This window comes from SAR324 cluster bacterium, from assembly GCA_029245725.1.
GTDB lineage: Bacteria > SAR324 > SAR324 > SAR324 > NAC60-12 > JCVI-SCAAA005.
On record JAQWOT010000200.1, the window covers coordinates 1 to 15,081 of the forward strand.

A 15,081-nucleotide genomic window follows, 5' to 3' on the forward strand; every position below is an offset into this window, starting at 1 on the left:
TTTTTGACAAAATAATCAAAATCACATCGAAGCGAGGCTGCATTCTCAGCTTACCTGGGTACCTATTAATGAACACCTCACAAAGTTTTCTGAGTTTTGTGCGCTTTGCCAGGGTAACCGAAAAAGATGGATCAATTTTACCGCTAGATCGAAATTTTACTCCACAAACCACAAGATAGCCTTCGTACTCTGCTACAATATCAATTTCACCGAGACGGTGTCTGAAGTTTCTCCCTACAATACTATACCCAAAACTCTCCAAATATTTCGCAGCCAAATTCTCTCCATCAATCCCCAAATTCTTTCTGGCCAACATCCTTCACCAGCGAAACGTTTTTCTATGAATTGGGGTTGGACCAAACTGCTGCAACAGTTCCTTGTGACGTTTAGTAGGGTAGCCTTTGTGCTTTGAAAATTCCCACTGTGGATATTCTTGAGCGTACCCTTGCATAATCGTGTCACGCGTTACTTTTGCCAAGATTGAAGCTGCTGCAATCGATTTACTCTTTTGATCTCCTTTCACAACAGCTTGAGCAGGGAGCGATAGCTTGGGTAATCTGTTCCCGTCAATAAGAACGTAATCAGGGATTGGCTCTAAAGCTTCTACTGCTTGTTGCATACCTTTTAACGTAGCATTCAAGATATTTAACTCATCAATTTCAATGTTTCCAAGAACTTTGATTTGATGATTAATTGATCCTGAAATGATCGTCTCGAATAGGGCTTCGCGACGTGATTCGCTCAATTTTTTTGAATCATCGACGTCTAAATACTCTGCTGTGTGCGGATTTAAAATCACACCAGCAACGACTACAGGTCCCGCAAGGGGCCCCCTGCCTGCTTCATCGACACCCACAACACTATGGTAGCCTTGACTCCAAAGTGCCTTTTCAATATCAAGACCTGCTGCGGGCTCTGATCTTTTCACGGATACGTGCTGCCTTACCTCGACGCTCTCTGAGGTAGTAAAGTTTTGCTCTCCTCACATGCCCATGCTTAAGGATTTGAACACTCTCAATTCTTGGGGAGTGGATTGGGAAAATCCTTTCGACACCGTGTCCTTGAGTCATTTTTCGAACAGTGAATGTAGCCTTACTATTCTTGTCTCCAAGGTGCTTGCGAATGACAACACCCTCGTATGCTTGGATACGCTCTTTGTTGCCTTCACTAATTCTGTAATTCACTCGAACTGTGCATCCTACCCTGAAGGCAGGGATATCTTCACGCAGTTGACTTTGTTCAACTACTTTCATCAAGTCTGGCATCTTCGCCTTTGTGTTTTTCAGTTAGTAAGTCTGGACGACGGTGCAGGGTACTTTGCCGAGCTCGCTGACTGCGCCACTCCAATATTTGAGCGTGGTGGCCAGAAAGAAGCACTTCTGGGACACGCTGCCCTCTAAATTCTAAGGGTCTAGTATACTGGGGATATTCGAGAATTCTATTTTGGCTAAACGTCTCTTGTTTAGCTGATTCTTGATTCCCCAGAATATTTCCTCTCAAGCGGCTAATGGTTTCAATTAAGACCATTGCGATGACTTCACCACCAAGGCAGATGAAGTCTCCTCCCGAAATTTCTTCATCCACATAATCTCTGATTCTTTCATCAAAGCCTTCATAACGCCCACAAATAAAAAGCAGACATTCATCAAAAGTACTCAGTTCTTCTGCTTTTTTTTGCTGGAAGGGACTCCCCTGAGGAGTTAGCAGTATAGAATGAACCTTCCGATCTTGGCTTTTGTAAAAGGATTTTCTCTCTTCAAGCGCCCGAACAACTGGCTCAGGGCGAAGAAGCATGCCTGGTCCACCACCGTATGGCTCATCATCAACCTGTCGGTGTTTACCAATTCCAAATTCTCGCAGATCAGTGAGTTTAATCTCCAGCTCTCCCTTAAGTATTCCCTTTCCAATTAAACTCTCATTCAAGAACGAAGAAAAGAGATCAGGAAACAAAGTGATAATGTCAAAAGTCAGAGGGTTTTTCACGAATCCATTAGGCCTGGAATTGGATTGATGACCAATTTTTTGTTCTGACTGTCAAAAAACCGCACAATGTTGCCTGAGGAAGGAACCAGAAATTCTTCTCCATTAGGTTGTTGAACCGTGTAAACGTATCCAGCATCAGTTTCGATAATTTCGACAACCTCCCCAAGTGATTTCTCTAAGGAATCAACAACGATAGCACCTTTAATCTGGTGCAAAAACACTTCGTCATCACCCAGCGGTCGAAGATCTTCGTCATTAACCAACAATCTCGATTTTTTCCAGCTTTCAGCGATATTTCGATCCCCACATTCCTTACATTTCAGAATCCAAATACCCTTATGAATTTTGAGATTCTTTATGTTTATCCTCTCAAATCCCTTGGCATATTCTCTCAAGAAAGATTTGAGGAACTTGCAGTAGAAATTGGGATCATCAGTCAGTGGATAAACTTTAAGTTCTCCCTGCACACCGTGAGGTCCTATAATCGTTCCTAGCCAGGTCAGATCCGGGTAATCTGTCTCCCTCGTCTCAGACACCTTCGATGGAAGCTAACTTCATTAATTTCCGGACACGGTCTGTTGGCTTCGCTCCCACAGACAACCAATATTTGGCTCGCTCTGCATCAATACTAAAGCGATTTTCTTGAACCATGGGGTTATAGGAACCAAGTCTTTCAATGAAACGCCCGTCTCTTCTAGCTCGCACATCAGCTACAACAATTCTGTAGAATGGCGCTTTTTTGGCTCCACCTCGAGCAAGTCGGATTTTGACCACTCAAATCTCCTAGTTTGATTTAATAAATGCAGTCTACATAAAGCTGCGAGACTGCGGCGGCAACATATTTTTCATCATCTGCATAGCTTTGCGTGGATCTTGGGTCTTGGAAAGCTTGTTCATCATCTTTCGCATCTGGGTGAACTGCTTCATCAAGCGATTGACATCATTGACTGCCACCCCACTACCTACAGCGATTCTTTGTCTACGTGAGCCATTCAAAAGATTGTGATTTTGCCTTTCATCACGGGTCATGGATGAGATGATTGCATCAATGCGATTGAATTGTTTTTCATCTACCTTTGCATTACTCAGCAAATTTGAATCCACACCGGGTAGCATCCCCATCAACTCTTTCATTGAACCCATTTTGCGCATTGTACGAAGTTGATCTCTAAAATCATCTAGCGTGAACTCATTGCGCCTAAATTTGTCTTGGATCTCAAGGGCTTGAGCCTGACTGTAATTGTGCTCAACTTTTTCAATCAGGGAGAGCAAATCCCCCATTCCAAGGATTCTTGATGCAATTCTCTCAGGATGAAAAGCTTCAAGATTCTCTAGCTTTTCACCAACTGCAATAAATTTGATCGGTTTCTGTGTTACCGCACGAATTGACAGGGCTGCTCCCCCCCTCGCATCACCATCCATCTTTGTCAGCAATACGCCTGTCAAGTCGAGCTCATCATTAAAGCTCTTGGCCATATTTACAGCATCTTGACCTGTCATCGCATCTGCGACAAATAGAATTTCTTGTGGATTGACCAGCTGACGCATTTGATGCAGTTCGTCCATCAGTTGACTATCAATGTGCAGACGACCAGCTGTATCAATTAGAACCAAGTCTAGGTTGCTGATCTTCGCCGCCTCTACAGCAGCTAACGCAATTTCAACTGGATTTTGGTCTTTTGTAGAAGGATGACAGGGTAGGTGAAGCGAATCTGCGAGTATCCGCAATTGATCAATTGCAGCAGGCCGATAAACATCTGCAGGAACCAGATACGGACTAAATCCTTTCTGGGCATGATAATTCGCCAACTTTCCAACAGAAGAAGTTTTTCCAGCACCCTGGAGCCCCACAACCATTACAACTGTTGGTCCATTCTCAGATCTTGCAAGGGACTCATTACTAGCTCCCATCATGTTCATTAACTCGTCATTAACGATTTTGATGAATTGCTGTCCTGGGGTCAGACTCCCTTGAACTTCCTCACCAATGGCACGACTTTTGACGGACCTAAGGAAAGCCTTGGCAACACGGAAGTTGACATCCGCCTCCAGCAAGGCCATCTTTACTTCCTTTAGCGAATCATCAATGTTGGTTTCCGTGAGTCGTCCCTGGCCACGCACTTTGCGCAAAGTCGTGGTCAGTTTTTGGGACAAGTTCTCGAACATGAAACCCTTGTGAATTCGAAGCGATTGGAAGTGAAAACAAACTGAGTATTAAATGCCTTTGGCGGGCATATTGTCAAGTTCAATTCAAGAGGGAAGAATGCACAAGGTTCTTGTTTTCATTGGTTTGTTAGTTCTCGCAGGATGCCAACCCTGGCAAGATGATTTGAATCGTAATTCGATGCAGTTGCTGGATTTGGAAACAAGGGTCCAAATGTTAGAATCTCAGGTTGAAAGCCTAACTACTGAGTTGGAGGGCCGTAGAGCAAAAAGCGGATCATTCGTAATTATGGAAATTCCTACACTAGAATTGGTAAAGATTTACAAAAACAATGACGAAGCATTCAATCAAGCTTTTAGAAAGTACATAGACCAACAAAACTGATTCACTGAATTTAAATCAAACTTGCAACAGAACAAACTTTCGCCTATCAAGGAAGCTTGAATCGGATTCTATCAACAATTCATCAAGGATAATGTATGTTTGGTCTTGGCATTTGGGAACTGATCATCATTTTGAGTATTGTCGTGATGCTCTTCGGTGCAAAACGACTCCCGATGATCGGAGAGGGCTTGGGCTCAATGATCACAAATTTCAAGAAAGCTACGAAGACAAACGAACTTGAGGAGAAAAAAGAAGATGCAGTTTTAGTGGAGGAATCCTCAAAAGAGAAAGAAGGAGTTAGCTAATTCGCCTCTGGTTGAATGACTAAATTCAAGTTTACTTCCATTTCTTTCAACCTTGCGATTATAGGAATTAAGACTCCGTAAGCTACGTTCTCATCAGCTTCAACATCTGCAAACCAAGGCCCACTTCCTTGCTTCCAGGCACCAACTTTTGTCTGGAAGCTTTCTACCCAGCCTTTTCCGTCCAAATCTCCGATTTTATTGTCGCCAATAAAAATCTCTTTGTCAGCATTGATCACTACACGGAGCGGATCTAATTCCTGAGTTTGTTCATCTTTGTAGCTATCTTTGGGCAGTTCTACTTGAATTGCTTGATTAATGATTGGTGCTGTCACCATAAAAATTACCAATAATACCAACAAGACATCCACGAAGGGAGTCATGTTAATATCACTGATAGAGTCATTTTCCTGGCTGTGCCAACTGCTCATAAAGAACCCATTCAATTCGGTTCGTCAGTTCAAGACTAAAATCTCTCATTTGACCACCGAGGTTTCGAACTTTATTTCGATAATGATTGAAGGCCATTAATGCAGGTATTGCTGCAAGAAGCCCAGCTGCAGTCGCAATGAGCGCTTCCGAAATACCTGGTGCCACAGCCGCAAGGCTTGTGATACCTGAAATTCCAATGCCCTGAAAGGCATCAATTACACCTAGAACAGTACCAAATAATCCTATGTAGGGGGAAGCACCCGAAACAGAAGCTAGTATATTTAATCGATGTTCAGAGTAAGCATAGCGTTCATTGAAGGAGCGTTCCATCACTCTTTGAAGGCGTTCGTTAAGTAAACTTACTGTCGCTTCGCTATGCTGGGAAGTGGGTTTTTGTAGGCGACGGTACGTCTGATTTATTTCCTGGTAAGCTTTACGAAAAATGTATGCTAATGAAGACTGTGGGAAAGTATCGATTTGTTTGTATGTCTGATCGAGAGAAGATTCGCGAAAGAGATTAAGAAAATTCTGATCGTCTTTATGAAACCTGTAGAACTGCAATCCCTTTAGAATAATTACAGCCCAAGAAAGAGAAGATAATAGAAGGAGGGACACCAGCACTAGTTGTCCAATGAGTGTACCCTCAAGGACTACCTTCAAAAGGCTTTGCCCATCAGTCAACTGTGCCAGTACTGAATCCATTCAGAGAACCGGATTGTCTTAGAGTCTTGTAAATTCAACGCGTCGATTAAGATTCCATGACTCTTCACTTTTTCCCGTTTGAGCAGGTCTTTCTTCGCCAAAGCTGACAATGGTGAATCTATTGGGATCTGCACCAAGTCTATCAATCATGTAACTCAGAACAGCTCTTGCTCTTCTTTCACCCAAAGCGAGATTATATTCGTTGGTGCCGCGTTCATCGCAATGACCTTCCAACTGTATATTGATACCAGGATTCTGCTGTAACCAACGGAAATTGTCTCTAAGTTGAGTCTCAAACTCTGATCTGATTGAACTTTGATCAAAATCGAAGTAGACGACGTTCAAGTCTTGAATTCTGTCTGTCTCAGTCTCAGCAGGTGCTGGCAAAAGTTCGTACCTGCGAGTTTCAGGAGTTGCTTTGTCACCACCTGGTTGAAGATTACCCCGCATGGACACCACTTGCTCCTCAAGCTGATTAATTTCTTCTTCAGCCTCTGCAAGTAATTCTTTAGCTCTGTCATACTCTAGTTGAGCTGCAGCAAGCTCTCTCTCTGCAGCAGCACGCTCTTCTGGTGTTTGAGCATTCTTAAGTCGTTCTTCAGCTTTCCGAAGCCGCGCTTCCGCAATAGCCGCTCTGCGACGAGCCTCTTCAGCCTTATCAGCTATGATCTCTGATTGTTCTTGAAGTAGCTCTGTTTCTACCATTCTATCAGCAGGAGCCTGCTCGACCATGATCTGAGTTTCTTCCACCAACGCCCTGGCTTCCTCGACTGCAGCTTGTGCATCTTCGGTGAGCGATCGTTTCAGTTCCTCTTGGTCAACAATAGCATCTTGCTCGGCCTTTGTCAGAGCCTCTTCGGCTTGTCTGATGGCATCCTCGGCGGCAGTAAGTGAACGCTTGGCTTCTTGACGTTCCGCCCTGTTGGTAGCATAATTAATTTTTGCTTCTGCTGCTTCAACTTTTTCTTGAGCTCTTTGCACAATCTCAGCAGTGGCTTCATCTGCTCCAATTGAACGAATTCGCTCAGCCACGTCATCTGCTTTTTTTGCAATCTCTTCAGCAGCAGCAGCATTTTCTTGAATCTCTAGGAGTTCTTCCTCAGTTAGTTCTGCACTAGGTGGACGCGGGTCGAGTTCTTCGGTGCACCCTGCACCTAATAACATTCCCGCCAGCACGGCAGCGGCCAGTTTCTGTTTCCATACCTTCATAGTGCGTACTCCGCAGTGTGAGTGAGGTTTTTGTGAATTATTCTGTTCGAGATCGATCTCACCTCAGTTAGACCTATTCCATGGCCAAACTCTGCTATCAGCAGAGCCACCAGTTTAAAAGCAGCAATTTCAGGGCCACTTTCTGAGGAAACCGTTTATGTTCCAGAATTTCAATTAAAAAGTTGAAAAGCAAAGATTGAGTGAAAACAGCGCTTCTCAAACAACTAAGATAATCTCAAATCTTTTGGAGAATTACGATGGGAATTTGCCTTCAAGGCACAGATGGCATCCGAGGACCGATTCAACAATACCTCCCACAAAGTGAACATCCAGTAAAGTGGTATTTGCAAACCGGAGAAATTACACCCGAATTTTTCCAACTCTATACATATTCAATATGCTATTTACTCCGAAAGTTTGAACTGATGGAGATCAGGAACAGTATTGTTGTAGGTTGGGATTCCCGTGATGCAAGTAGTACTTTCAACAATGCAGCAATATTGGGTATTTTGCAAGCAGGGCTGGCCCCTTGCTCTGTTGGAATTTTACCTACACCAGCAGTTGCCCTTCATATGCTAGCTACCCAAGCAAGTGCTGCAATAGTTCTTACCGCTTCCCACAACCCTGCAGATCAAAATGGGATCAAAATTTTTCTGGGCTCTTCTGGCTTAAAATTATTTCCGTCAGATGAAGAAGCATTGACAGAATTTCTCCTGAAACAACCTTGGCCTCTACCGAACTCAAGTATTATTTATGACGCCTGTGATGAATCCGAGGCAGCCCAGAAAAACTTTATTAAGCATCTTCTCCAAAACCAAGATTTCGAGATAATACTAGATCAACCAGAATCTATCAATATCATTACTGACTCAGCTTTTGGTGCTTGCCAAGTAATTGTGCAGCATTTCTCCAAAAGCTGGAGAATATTTCAGCACTACAATGCAGATTGTTCTCATGAGATTAATCGTTTCAGTGGTGTAGCTGATCTGGAGGGGACTCGCTGGTTAAGCAAACAGCACCTGAAAAACGGTCGGTGGAAAGATTACACAGCATTGCATCAACTTTTTCAGAATCTACAAAAACATCCGAAAATTCTTAATCTATCATGGATCTTTGATGGCGACGGAGATCGATGCTTTATTTTAGTCGCTGATCCATCTCGACAGGGTATTCATATTCTTTCTGGGGATGCTCTGATGCTACTAATCTCCTCAGAATCTGAATTCCAAAGCCAAAATAAATATCTCTTCAATACTATTGAAAGTGATTTAGAGGCTTCCAGTCGCATTTTGGGTATGCAATTCAATCTTCGTCAGTGCGCTGTTGGCGATAAGTGGCTACTTCTGGAGGCCTTCGATTCTCGAATCAAAACTTTAAAAGAACACGTTCGAAAGTTTTCCAGAACAAACAAGGATCTGATCGATCATATTCAAAACACCCTAGTAGAAATGAGAAAACGGGGTAGGCCCAGCGCGTTTGAGTTGACTCGATTGTGGAGAAATTTGATCAAGGAGATCCCAGAAGCAAATCTATTGTCTACTGATTTCTTTTTGGGAGGTGAGGAATCGGGTCATGTCATTTTACCAGCAACTCACAGCAAGCAACTGGTTTTCCTGGGTAACGGTCCGTTAGTGGCTTTCAAAGCGACCGAAATTCTTTACAAGCGCTGGTTACAAAATCCAGAAGAGTTTTTCAAAAATATTAAAGCACTCCAACCTCAAGGAACCCACTTTACTCTACCTATTTACTATGTAGTTAAAGAAAAACTACTAGAGACCAGATTTAGGGATGAACTCTTTCAGATCATCCAAGAGAGAGCTGGTAATCTTTATCCAGAATTTATACAAGACTGGGTCAATCTGCCTGAAGACAATGAGCTTTTGATGCTGCAATTGAAGGATGAAGACACTCTGAAAATTGCGATTTTCATTAGAAATTCAGGTACTGAGGATAAGCTCTCCCTGTACATCCAAGGTAATGGAATTTCTGATCAAGCTTTGAACAAACTCTCAGGAGAAATTTATTGGCATCTTTTGTGTCGTTGCAAAAACAGAAATTCTACTTGGTATCAGTCAGAAGCTCAGATAATGGTTGAACTTCTCAAAGTATCTCCAACAATTTCATGGCCAGAAAATTCAGTCAAAAAATCCAGGCTACTCCACGAGATGCGAAACAAACAAAAGTTTGTCAACGGAGGCCCAGAAAATTTGGTTCTTACAGAAATGGGAAGACGCTACGCTCAGTTTCTTTCTGATGATACTGACTTTAAGGGTGGATAGATAAATCTAAAGCTAACTATCACGCTCTCATCTTGGAAGGTATCTGGGAGAGAGGGAAGTTGTGAAACTGATAAAATAGCATTGACCACTGATTCCTCCATCTGACTTGATGAACCAAAACTACTGATAATTTCAAAGCTCTCTAACTCACCAAGAAGACTTAACTGGACTTGTATAACAACATTGCCTCCATTGGGTTGTGATCCCTGAATGTAGTCCTCTGGAGGTTGAGAATTCCACGCATATCGTAAATGTTTTGCCCATCGACCCATGTAGGATTCGTAAGGCCATTGATAATTACTCAACGTAAAGAAACCGTCCCCACCCAAACCCAATAATCCTTGTTGACCGTTACTAATCGAACTAGCCTGTGCTTCTCCAATCCAATTTGTTAGCTTACCCGATTGCCTTTTTGATTTCGAAGCCTCTCGATCCATTATAGATTCACTGAAGAAGTAGCCTTCAGGCAAATTTGATTTGGCTTCCTTTCTCGCATTCATACGATTTTCATAACGTTGATCTTCAAATTCAGTTCCTTGCTCCTGCTTTGAAATTAGCCCAGAAAACTCTTCATCATTCAATTTTATCTTCGAAAATGAGGGCACAACTTGCCTTTCAAAGTTCTGTCCTTCTTGATCTGCAACTGCTGCCAAAGTTGAATTCAAAGCTGATGTATCTGGTGCACTGTTTGGCTCACCCTTTGGCAAGGAAGCACTTGGCATTGGGATCAGACTCAACTTGCTCTCTGATTGCTGGATTAATTTTTCCAAGTCTAATTCTACTTCGTCTTCAAGTGGGACGATTATTTCTGCAGGCATTTCAATTGAGTCAAATTCAAGTTCACTGTAATCTTCTAAATCAACTATTTGCTGACTTTCTAATGGGTCCTCAGGAAATTGAATTATTGAAGGCAAATGAACTTTATTGCTAGGAGAAACTGAATCTTTTGCCAGCCGAATTTGAACAGCACTTACGAGACGAGTGGGATAGTCTTTTAAGAAATTTAGAGTGGAAAGAAAGAAAAGGTGTGTGAGAATGGAAATAATCAGGATGATTATTTCCAAGTAGTTGAATTGAGGGGTTGGTTTAGTGTGTTGATTAGTTTTTTTCAATCACTCTTGGTACTTTGAAAAACTTTCCATCCAAATAAGGACTGAATTGATCGGGGGAGACCACTGAGTCCGTACAGATGTCATCACGGCCATTCACTTGTAGTTGATCATCACCGTCTGCTAACTCACCTATATCTGCCTCTTTAAGTTTTTCAAAATATTTCAAAATAACTGTGAATTGTTCAGCAAACTTTCCTACTTCTTCATCTGAAAGTTCAAGCGAAGAAAGGGCAGCAATTTTCCTTACGTCTTCTGGCTTAAACATTTGTGAAATTCTCTGCAAAAACAGGCTGTAGCATTAATTTAATTTCTGCTTGCGCTACCAACTTTCCCTCAACATGAGCTTTACCCTCCAATACCCATAGACTTTGACGATTTGCTTTTGCCGTTGTAGTCAAAACTACTTGGTCTCCAGGCACTACAGGATAACGAAATCGAGATTTTTCGATCCCTGCAAAAAAAACAAGTGATTGCTTGACAACTTCCTCAGGGGTTACAGAGTGAATGACAATTCCTCCAACCTGCGCCATGGCCTCCACGATCATTACACCCGGCATGACTGCCATTTGTGGAAAATGCCCTTGAAAAACCTGCTCATTGGCAGTGACGTTTTTGATAGCTTTGCAGGAATTGCCTGGATCCAACTCTAGAACCCTGTCAATAAGCAGCATCGGAAAGCGGTGGGGGAGGATTCGCTTAATTTCTTCTAGATTCATCATGTTAATTTAGTTCTATTTGAATTAATTGTAAGCGTAATCACTCGCTGTTTTGATGCTTCAGTGAATTGTAATAATCAATAATCTTTTGGGTGAGATCAGTTGTTTCCTCTTTCATGTACAGAATCACCTGAGCAGCGTTTTTTTCTAAAACCAAATCATAGTCGCTTCTTTGAGAAACAGTTCTGATCGCCGCCTTCAGGTCTTGAAAAATTGCTTCTGTCAGCTTTCTTTCTTCTAATCTAAGTTCCTGCTCAAACTGTCTGACTTTCTCTCTGAGAATTCGTTGCCTATTCTGGAGTTCTTGCTCTTTTTCCTGTTTTGCTTTGGGTGTTAGCAAAGGATTGTTACGAAGATCCTCAGCAATCTGCATCAGCTCCTCTTCTTCTACCTTAAACTCCTGCTGCTTTTGTCTTCCACGACTCTCCAATAAATTTTTGGAACGCATACCCTCTTCCGACTCATTAAGAGCTCGATTGAGGTCTACGACTCCAATCTCAAGGGCGTGCGAACTAGAAATCATGAAGACAAAAAGAATTATAGAAAGAAGGTATCGCATTGGCTTTAGAAAATTTAAGATGGCAGGAAAATCAGAGGTTTAATCGAAATGATTTTAAGACTAACACAGTTGATGAACGTTCAAAGCCTAAAAGAAGAAATTATTGTATGCATTTGCCCAGCGATCCATCTTTACAAATCTGACCGTTGGTCCAGACAGCCCCTTTCAGAACTGTTCCTATCAACTTGGTATCTTCTAGTGAAGCTCCGGTCAAGTTGGCTTCAAATAAAACTGCTTCTCTCAAATCAGTTCTAGTAAGATCTGCTCCCTGCAGGTTGGCACCTTGAAGATTGGTTTGCTTCAAATTGCTCCTTCCCAAATTCGTGTCACTAAGATTTGCTCCTGTCAAATCACTTTTGTAGAAGTTTGCACGAAATAAATTCGATCCTCGTAAATTTGCTCCTTGTAGTTCCATCTTTGAAAGTTTTGCTTTGGTCAAACCGCACTCTTCACAAATCTTGTCTTTCTGGAAGATTTCGAGATGCCCTTTATCATATGCGAGAATCTCATTTGTTCCGAATAATGCGAAAACTAGGATGGAGATCCGGTAAATCTGATTAGATATCATCAAATGCCGAAGTTAAATTAGTACTTTGAATGCACTTCTTATAGTTGGAGAATAGAATAGTCTTCTTGAAATGTAGCTAAATTTGACTTCACCCTTCAGATCTTTGAAAGATGTTCATCCAGTGCTTTGCGCATAATGATTTCGGGAGCCAGTCTCCCTGTCCAGAATGAAAATGCTGCTGTTCCTTGATATAGCAGCATTCCTCCACCATTCAGGTTTGGCAAACCTAGCTTCTCCGCTTCAAGCAACAAAGGGGTTTGCGAAGGTCGATAAATTATATCTGCAACGGCACCCAAGTTATCAAATCTATTGAGCTTAGCCGGACTAGAATACCCTTCACTTCCTACAGTAGTCGTATTGACCAATAAATTTAGTTCTTCTTTCTCGAGTTGTTCCAAGGACACAGCTTTTACACTTTGCTGACCAAATGATGCTTGGAGAAGCTCTGCAAGTACAATTGCTCGCTCATGATTTCGATTGCAAATAAATAATCGACTAACTCCAGCTTCCAAAAGCCCAACTGCAACACCACGCGCAGCACCGCCAGCTCCGAGCATTCCGACTGAACATCCCGACAAGTTCAGTCTTAATGGCTCTAATGATCGAATAAAACCAGTCGCATCAGTATTTTCTCCAATCCAATGTCCTGAGTCATTTCGGAGAGTGTTGACAGCACCAATTTTACGGGCCGTATCCGTGACTTCATCTAGATATTGAAACACCTCGTTTTTGTGAGGAACAGTGACGTTGATTCCCTGAACATTCAGTGCAAGTAGACCTCGCAAGGCGTCTCCCAATGAGCAGGGCGCAACCCGGAAAGTCACATAGACAGCATCAATTCCCAAGGCAGCAAAAGCTGGATTTTGGAGTGAAGGAGACAGTGAGTGAGAAATTGGATCACCGATTACACCGTATATCTGTGTTGTCCCATGAATCATTGACTCAATCACTCTCATGGAATCGTGCAGCGATCAATCTTACAGTTGCATCAAGTGCCTCTTGCTCATCCTCTCCAGATGCTTCAACGGTGATTTGAGTACCTTGAGTACCAGCAAGCATCAAAACATCCATAATAGTTTTGGCGTTGGCGGACTGCCCACCTTTTTTTAAAAACACCTTTGACTGAAACTGAGTTGTCAGCTTTACCAATTGAGCAGCTGCCCGCGCATGCAGACCTAATCTATTGATGATTTCAACATCTTGAGAAACCATCTCTCAAATTCCCGCCTGTTCACGTAACGTAGCAGCCTTGTCTGTTTTTTCCCAAGAAAACTCCTCCAGTTCCCTCCCAAAATGTCCGTAAGCCGATGTTTTTCTAAAAATTGGCCGAAGCAAATTTAAAGCTTTGACAAAACGTCCAGGTTTCATCTCAAAATTTTTCCTAATCAACCCTGAAATTTGCTCTTCATGAATTGTATTCGTCCCAAATGTATCCACAGATACTGAGACTGGCTCAGCAACCCCAATTGCGTAAGCCAACTGAACTTCACATCTCTGCGCCAGGCCTGCAGCCACCACATTTTTAGCAATATACCTGGCCAAGTATGCTGCTGATCGATCTACCTTGGATGGATCCTTACCGGAGAATGCACCACCCCCATGCCGACCCATCCCACCATAGGTATCAACAATAATTTTTCTACCTGTTAATCCTGCATCGCCTTGAGGACCTCCAATCACAAATCGCCCTGTCGGGTTTAGATGATATTGAATGTTACCCTTGTCAAATTGGGGTGGAATTACCATCGCAATCACCTCCTTCTTCAAATCATCATGTAAACGAGACTGTTCAATCTCTGGAGCATGCTGTGTACTAATCACGATAGCGTTAACCTCTACTACCTTACCATCAACATAACGCACAGTAACTTGGGATTTGCCGTCGGGACGAAGATAGGGCAGTGTGCCGTTTTTTCGAACCTCGGTAAGTCTTGCCGTTAATTGATGTGCTAGCGAAATCGGAAGCGGCATCAATTCGGGAGTTTCGTCACAAGCATACCCAAACATCAATCCTTGGTCACCTGCACCCTGCTCTTTGCCATCGTTTTCATCAACACCTTGTGCGATATCAGTAGATTGTTGGTCTAGTGCAATCAGGACCGCACAGGTATCACAATCAAATCCCATTGCTGAATTTGTGTAGCCAATCTCTTTGATCGTTTGCCGGACTACCCTCTGAAAATCCACTTGTGCCGTTGTTCTCACCTCTCCAGCAACGACGACCATTCCCGTTGTAACCAAGGTTTCACAAGCCACACGACTGCTGGGATCTTCCGTCAGCATTGCATCCAAAATCGCGTCAGAGATATTGTCAGCAATTTTATCAGGATGGCCTTCAGTCACACTTTCTGAAGTGAAGAGGAGTTCTCGCATTTTGTTTCTAATTTTAGTTAGGTTATTAAGGCAGTTTTGAGAGGTTCAAATAAGTTACTAGTAAGGTGGGAGTAAATTAAAATTAAGCGATTTGAATTACTTAAAGCGACTCACCTTGTCAAGTTTCCTGCAAATTAACAACAAGTTTGAAACTTCCACGCTTATACTCACGGCGATCTAGGATTTACAGATAGTGAGAAGCGAGTTGATAAAGATTGTCATCTTCAAGCAAGAAATCCTCCGGAGTACACACTGGCAAGAGTTGAGAAAAATATAAACGAGCATCGAAAAGATTGTG

At 42.5% G+C, this 15,081-nt stretch carries 21 protein-coding genes; 3 read left to right on the plus strand and 18 right to left on the minus strand.

Annotation, left to right across the window (positions count from 1 at the left end; genetic code table 11):
* The 7 genes from P8O70_10460 to ffh all read right to left on the minus strand — a co-directional run.
* A partial coding sequence (locus P8O70_10460; protein ID MDG2197294.1) for a YraN family protein occupies window positions 1-316 on the minus strand: 316 nt, incomplete at its 3' end.
* A gap of 3 nt (window positions 317-319) precedes the next feature.
* Entirely contained in the window at window positions 320-928 is a 609-nt protein-coding gene (locus P8O70_10465; protein ID MDG2197295.1) for a ribonuclease HII, read from the minus strand.
* Window positions 897-1,265, minus strand: a complete 369-nt coding sequence (gene rplS, locus P8O70_10470; GenBank protein ID MDG2197296.1) for a 50S ribosomal protein L19 — start codon at window positions 1,263-1,265, stop codon at window positions 897-899. The genes P8O70_10465 and rplS overlap by 32 nt, the downstream gene beginning before the upstream one ends.
* A complete protein-coding gene (trmD, locus tag P8O70_10475; GenBank protein MDG2197297.1) occupies window positions 1,240-1,983 on the minus strand; it encodes a tRNA (guanosine(37)-N1)-methyltransferase TrmD in 744 nt (247 codons plus the stop codon). Before trmD ends, rplS begins: the two co-directional genes overlap by 26 nt.
* Complete coding sequence (gene rimM / locus P8O70_10480) at window positions 1,980-2,519, minus strand: ribosome maturation factor RimM (protein MDG2197298.1); 540 nt, start codon at window positions 2,517-2,519, stop codon at window positions 1,980-1,982. The genes trmD and rimM overlap by 4 nt, the downstream gene beginning before the upstream one ends.
* Window positions 2,512-2,757: a 30S ribosomal protein S16 gene (gene rpsP, locus P8O70_10485; protein ID MDG2197299.1), complete on the minus strand. Its 246-nt coding sequence runs from the start codon at window positions 2,755-2,757 to the stop codon at window positions 2,512-2,514. The genes rimM and rpsP overlap by 8 nt, the downstream gene beginning before the upstream one ends.
* Window positions 2,758-2,790: 33 nt before the next feature.
* Window positions 2,791-4,149, minus strand: a complete 1,359-nt coding sequence (gene ffh / locus P8O70_10490; protein ID MDG2197300.1) for a signal recognition particle protein — start codon at window positions 4,147-4,149, stop codon at window positions 2,791-2,793.
* Between the two features lie 97 nt (window positions 4,150-4,246).
* Here ffh and P8O70_10495 point away from each other — a divergent pair, with 97 nt between their 5' ends.
* Both P8O70_10495 and P8O70_10500 read left to right on the plus strand, forming a co-directional pair.
* Window positions 4,247-4,531, plus strand: a complete 285-nt coding sequence (locus P8O70_10495; GenBank protein MDG2197301.1) for a hypothetical protein — start codon at window positions 4,247-4,249, stop codon at window positions 4,529-4,531.
* A 95-nt stretch (window positions 4,532-4,626) separates the two neighbouring features.
* Window positions 4,627-4,836, plus strand: coding sequence for a twin-arginine translocase TatA/TatE family subunit (locus P8O70_10500; GenBank protein ID MDG2197302.1), 210 nt, complete (start codon window positions 4,627-4,629; stop codon window positions 4,834-4,836).
* On the opposite strand, the gene P8O70_10505 is transcribed toward P8O70_10500, so the two are convergent.
* From P8O70_10505 to P8O70_10515, 3 genes are read right to left on the minus strand one after another with little or no spacing between them, the layout of a single operon-like run.
* A complete protein-coding gene (locus P8O70_10505) occupies window positions 4,833-5,264 on the minus strand; it encodes a biopolymer transporter ExbD (protein ID MDG2197303.1) in 432 nt (143 codons plus the stop codon). The two genes, P8O70_10500 and P8O70_10505, sit on opposite strands and share 4 nt — an antisense overlap.
* Window positions 5,236-5,967, minus strand: a complete 732-nt coding sequence (locus P8O70_10510) for a MotA/TolQ/ExbB proton channel family protein (protein MDG2197304.1) — start codon at window positions 5,965-5,967, stop codon at window positions 5,236-5,238. Before P8O70_10510 ends, P8O70_10505 begins: the two co-directional genes overlap by 29 nt.
* A gap of 18 nt (window positions 5,968-5,985) precedes the next feature.
* Entirely contained in the window at window positions 5,986-7,176 is a 1,191-nt protein-coding gene (locus P8O70_10515) for an OmpA family protein (protein ID MDG2197305.1), read from the minus strand.
* Between the two features lie 257 nt (window positions 7,177-7,433).
* Here P8O70_10515 and P8O70_10520 point away from each other — a divergent pair, with 257 nt between their 5' ends.
* Complete coding sequence (locus tag P8O70_10520) at window positions 7,434-9,455, plus strand: hypothetical protein (protein MDG2197306.1); 2,022 nt, start codon at window positions 7,434-7,436, stop codon at window positions 9,453-9,455.
* On the opposite strand, the gene P8O70_10525 is transcribed toward P8O70_10520, so the two are convergent.
* The 8 genes from P8O70_10525 to metK all read right to left on the minus strand — a co-directional run bounded on the left by P8O70_10525 (window position 9,416) and on the right by metK (window position 14,783).
* Complete coding sequence (locus P8O70_10525; protein ID MDG2197307.1) at window positions 9,416-10,273, minus strand: hypothetical protein; 858 nt, start codon at window positions 10,271-10,273, stop codon at window positions 9,416-9,418. The two genes, P8O70_10520 and P8O70_10525, sit on opposite strands and share 40 nt — an antisense overlap.
* Before the next feature lie 280 nt (window positions 10,274-10,553).
* Complete coding sequence (locus tag P8O70_10530) at window positions 10,554-10,832, minus strand: aspartyl/glutamyl-tRNA amidotransferase subunit C (GenBank protein MDG2197308.1); 279 nt, start codon at window positions 10,830-10,832, stop codon at window positions 10,554-10,556.
* On the minus strand, window positions 10,825-11,286 hold the full coding sequence (fabZ, locus tag P8O70_10535; protein MDG2197309.1) for a 3-hydroxyacyl-ACP dehydratase FabZ: 462 nt from the start codon (window positions 11,284-11,286) through the stop codon (window positions 10,825-10,827). The genes P8O70_10530 and fabZ overlap by 8 nt, the downstream gene beginning before the upstream one ends.
* Window positions 11,287-11,323: 37 nt before the next feature.
* Window positions 11,324-11,842, minus strand: a complete 519-nt coding sequence (locus P8O70_10540) for an OmpH family outer membrane protein (GenBank protein MDG2197310.1) — start codon at window positions 11,840-11,842, stop codon at window positions 11,324-11,326.
* Window positions 11,843-11,942: 100 nt separating this feature from the next.
* Entirely contained in the window at window positions 11,943-12,410 is a 468-nt protein-coding gene (locus P8O70_10545; protein ID MDG2197311.1) for a pentapeptide repeat-containing protein, read from the minus strand.
* Between the two features lie 95 nt (window positions 12,411-12,505).
* Entirely contained in the window at window positions 12,506-13,366 is an 861-nt protein-coding gene (aroE, locus tag P8O70_10550; GenBank protein MDG2197312.1) for a shikimate dehydrogenase, read from the minus strand.
* Entirely contained in the window at window positions 13,353-13,622 is a 270-nt protein-coding gene (locus P8O70_10555) for an HPr family phosphocarrier protein (GenBank protein MDG2197313.1), read from the minus strand. Before P8O70_10555 ends, aroE begins: the two co-directional genes overlap by 14 nt.
* A gap of 3 nt (window positions 13,623-13,625) precedes the next feature.
* Entirely contained in the window at window positions 13,626-14,783 is a 1,158-nt protein-coding gene (gene metK, locus P8O70_10560) for a methionine adenosyltransferase (protein ID MDG2197314.1), read from the minus strand.
* Between the last annotated feature and the right edge of the window lie 298 nt (window positions 14,784-15,081).

What these genes read in the sequence shown, in the direction of transcription:
- P8O70_10545 (MDG2197311.1), bottom strand. Translation starts at nt 12,410, where the DNA reads ATGATATCTAATCAGATTTACCGGATCTCCATCCTAGTTTTCGCATTA.
- P8O70_10505 (MDG2197303.1), bottom strand. Translation starts at nt 5,264, where the DNA reads ATGAGCAGTTGGCACAGCCAGGAAAATGACTCTATCAGTGATATTAAC.
- P8O70_10515 (MDG2197305.1), bottom strand. Translation starts at nt 7,176, where the DNA reads ATGAAGGTATGGAAACAGAAACTGGCCGCTGCCGTGCTGGCGGGAATG.
- P8O70_10510 (MDG2197304.1), bottom strand. Translation starts at nt 5,967, where the DNA reads ATGGATTCAGTACTGGCACAGTTGACTGATGGGCAAAGCCTTTTGAAG.
- P8O70_10520 (MDG2197306.1), top strand. Translation starts at nt 7,434, where the DNA reads ATGGGAATTTGCCTTCAAGGCACAGATGGCATCCGAGGACCGATTCAA.
- P8O70_10540 (MDG2197310.1), bottom strand. Translation starts at nt 11,842, where the DNA reads ATGCGATACCTTCTTTCTATAATTCTTTTTGTCTTCATGATTTCTAGT.
- fabZ (MDG2197309.1), bottom strand. Translation starts at nt 11,286, where the DNA reads ATGATGAATCTAGAAGAAATTAAGCGAATCCTCCCCCACCGCTTTCCG.
- P8O70_10500 (MDG2197302.1), top strand. Translation starts at nt 4,627, where the DNA reads ATGTTTGGTCTTGGCATTTGGGAACTGATCATCATTTTGAGTATTGTC.
- P8O70_10495 (MDG2197301.1), top strand. Translation starts at nt 4,247, where the DNA reads ATGCACAAGGTTCTTGTTTTCATTGGTTTGTTAGTTCTCGCAGGATGC.
- P8O70_10525 (MDG2197307.1), bottom strand. Translation starts at nt 10,273, where the DNA reads ATGCCTGCAGAAATAATCGTCCCACTTGAAGACGAAGTAGAATTAGAC.
- P8O70_10530 (MDG2197308.1), bottom strand. Translation starts at nt 10,832, where the DNA reads ATGTTTAAGCCAGAAGACGTAAGGAAAATTGCTGCCCTTTCTTCGCTT.
- aroE (MDG2197312.1), bottom strand. Translation starts at nt 13,366, where the DNA reads ATGAGAGTGATTGAGTCAATGATTCATGGGACAACACAGATATACGGT.
- P8O70_10555 (MDG2197313.1), bottom strand. Translation starts at nt 13,622, where the DNA reads ATGGTTTCTCAAGATGTTGAAATCATCAATAGATTAGGTCTGCATGCG.
- ffh (MDG2197300.1), bottom strand. Translation starts at nt 4,149, where the DNA reads ATGTTCGAGAACTTGTCCCAAAAACTGACCACGACTTTGCGCAAAGTG.
- metK (MDG2197314.1), bottom strand. Translation starts at nt 14,783, where the DNA reads ATGCGAGAACTCCTCTTCACTTCAGAAAGTGTGACTGAAGGCCATCCT.
- rplS (MDG2197296.1), bottom strand. Translation starts at nt 1,265, where the DNA reads ATGCCAGACTTGATGAAAGTAGTTGAACAAAGTCAACTGCGTGAAGAT.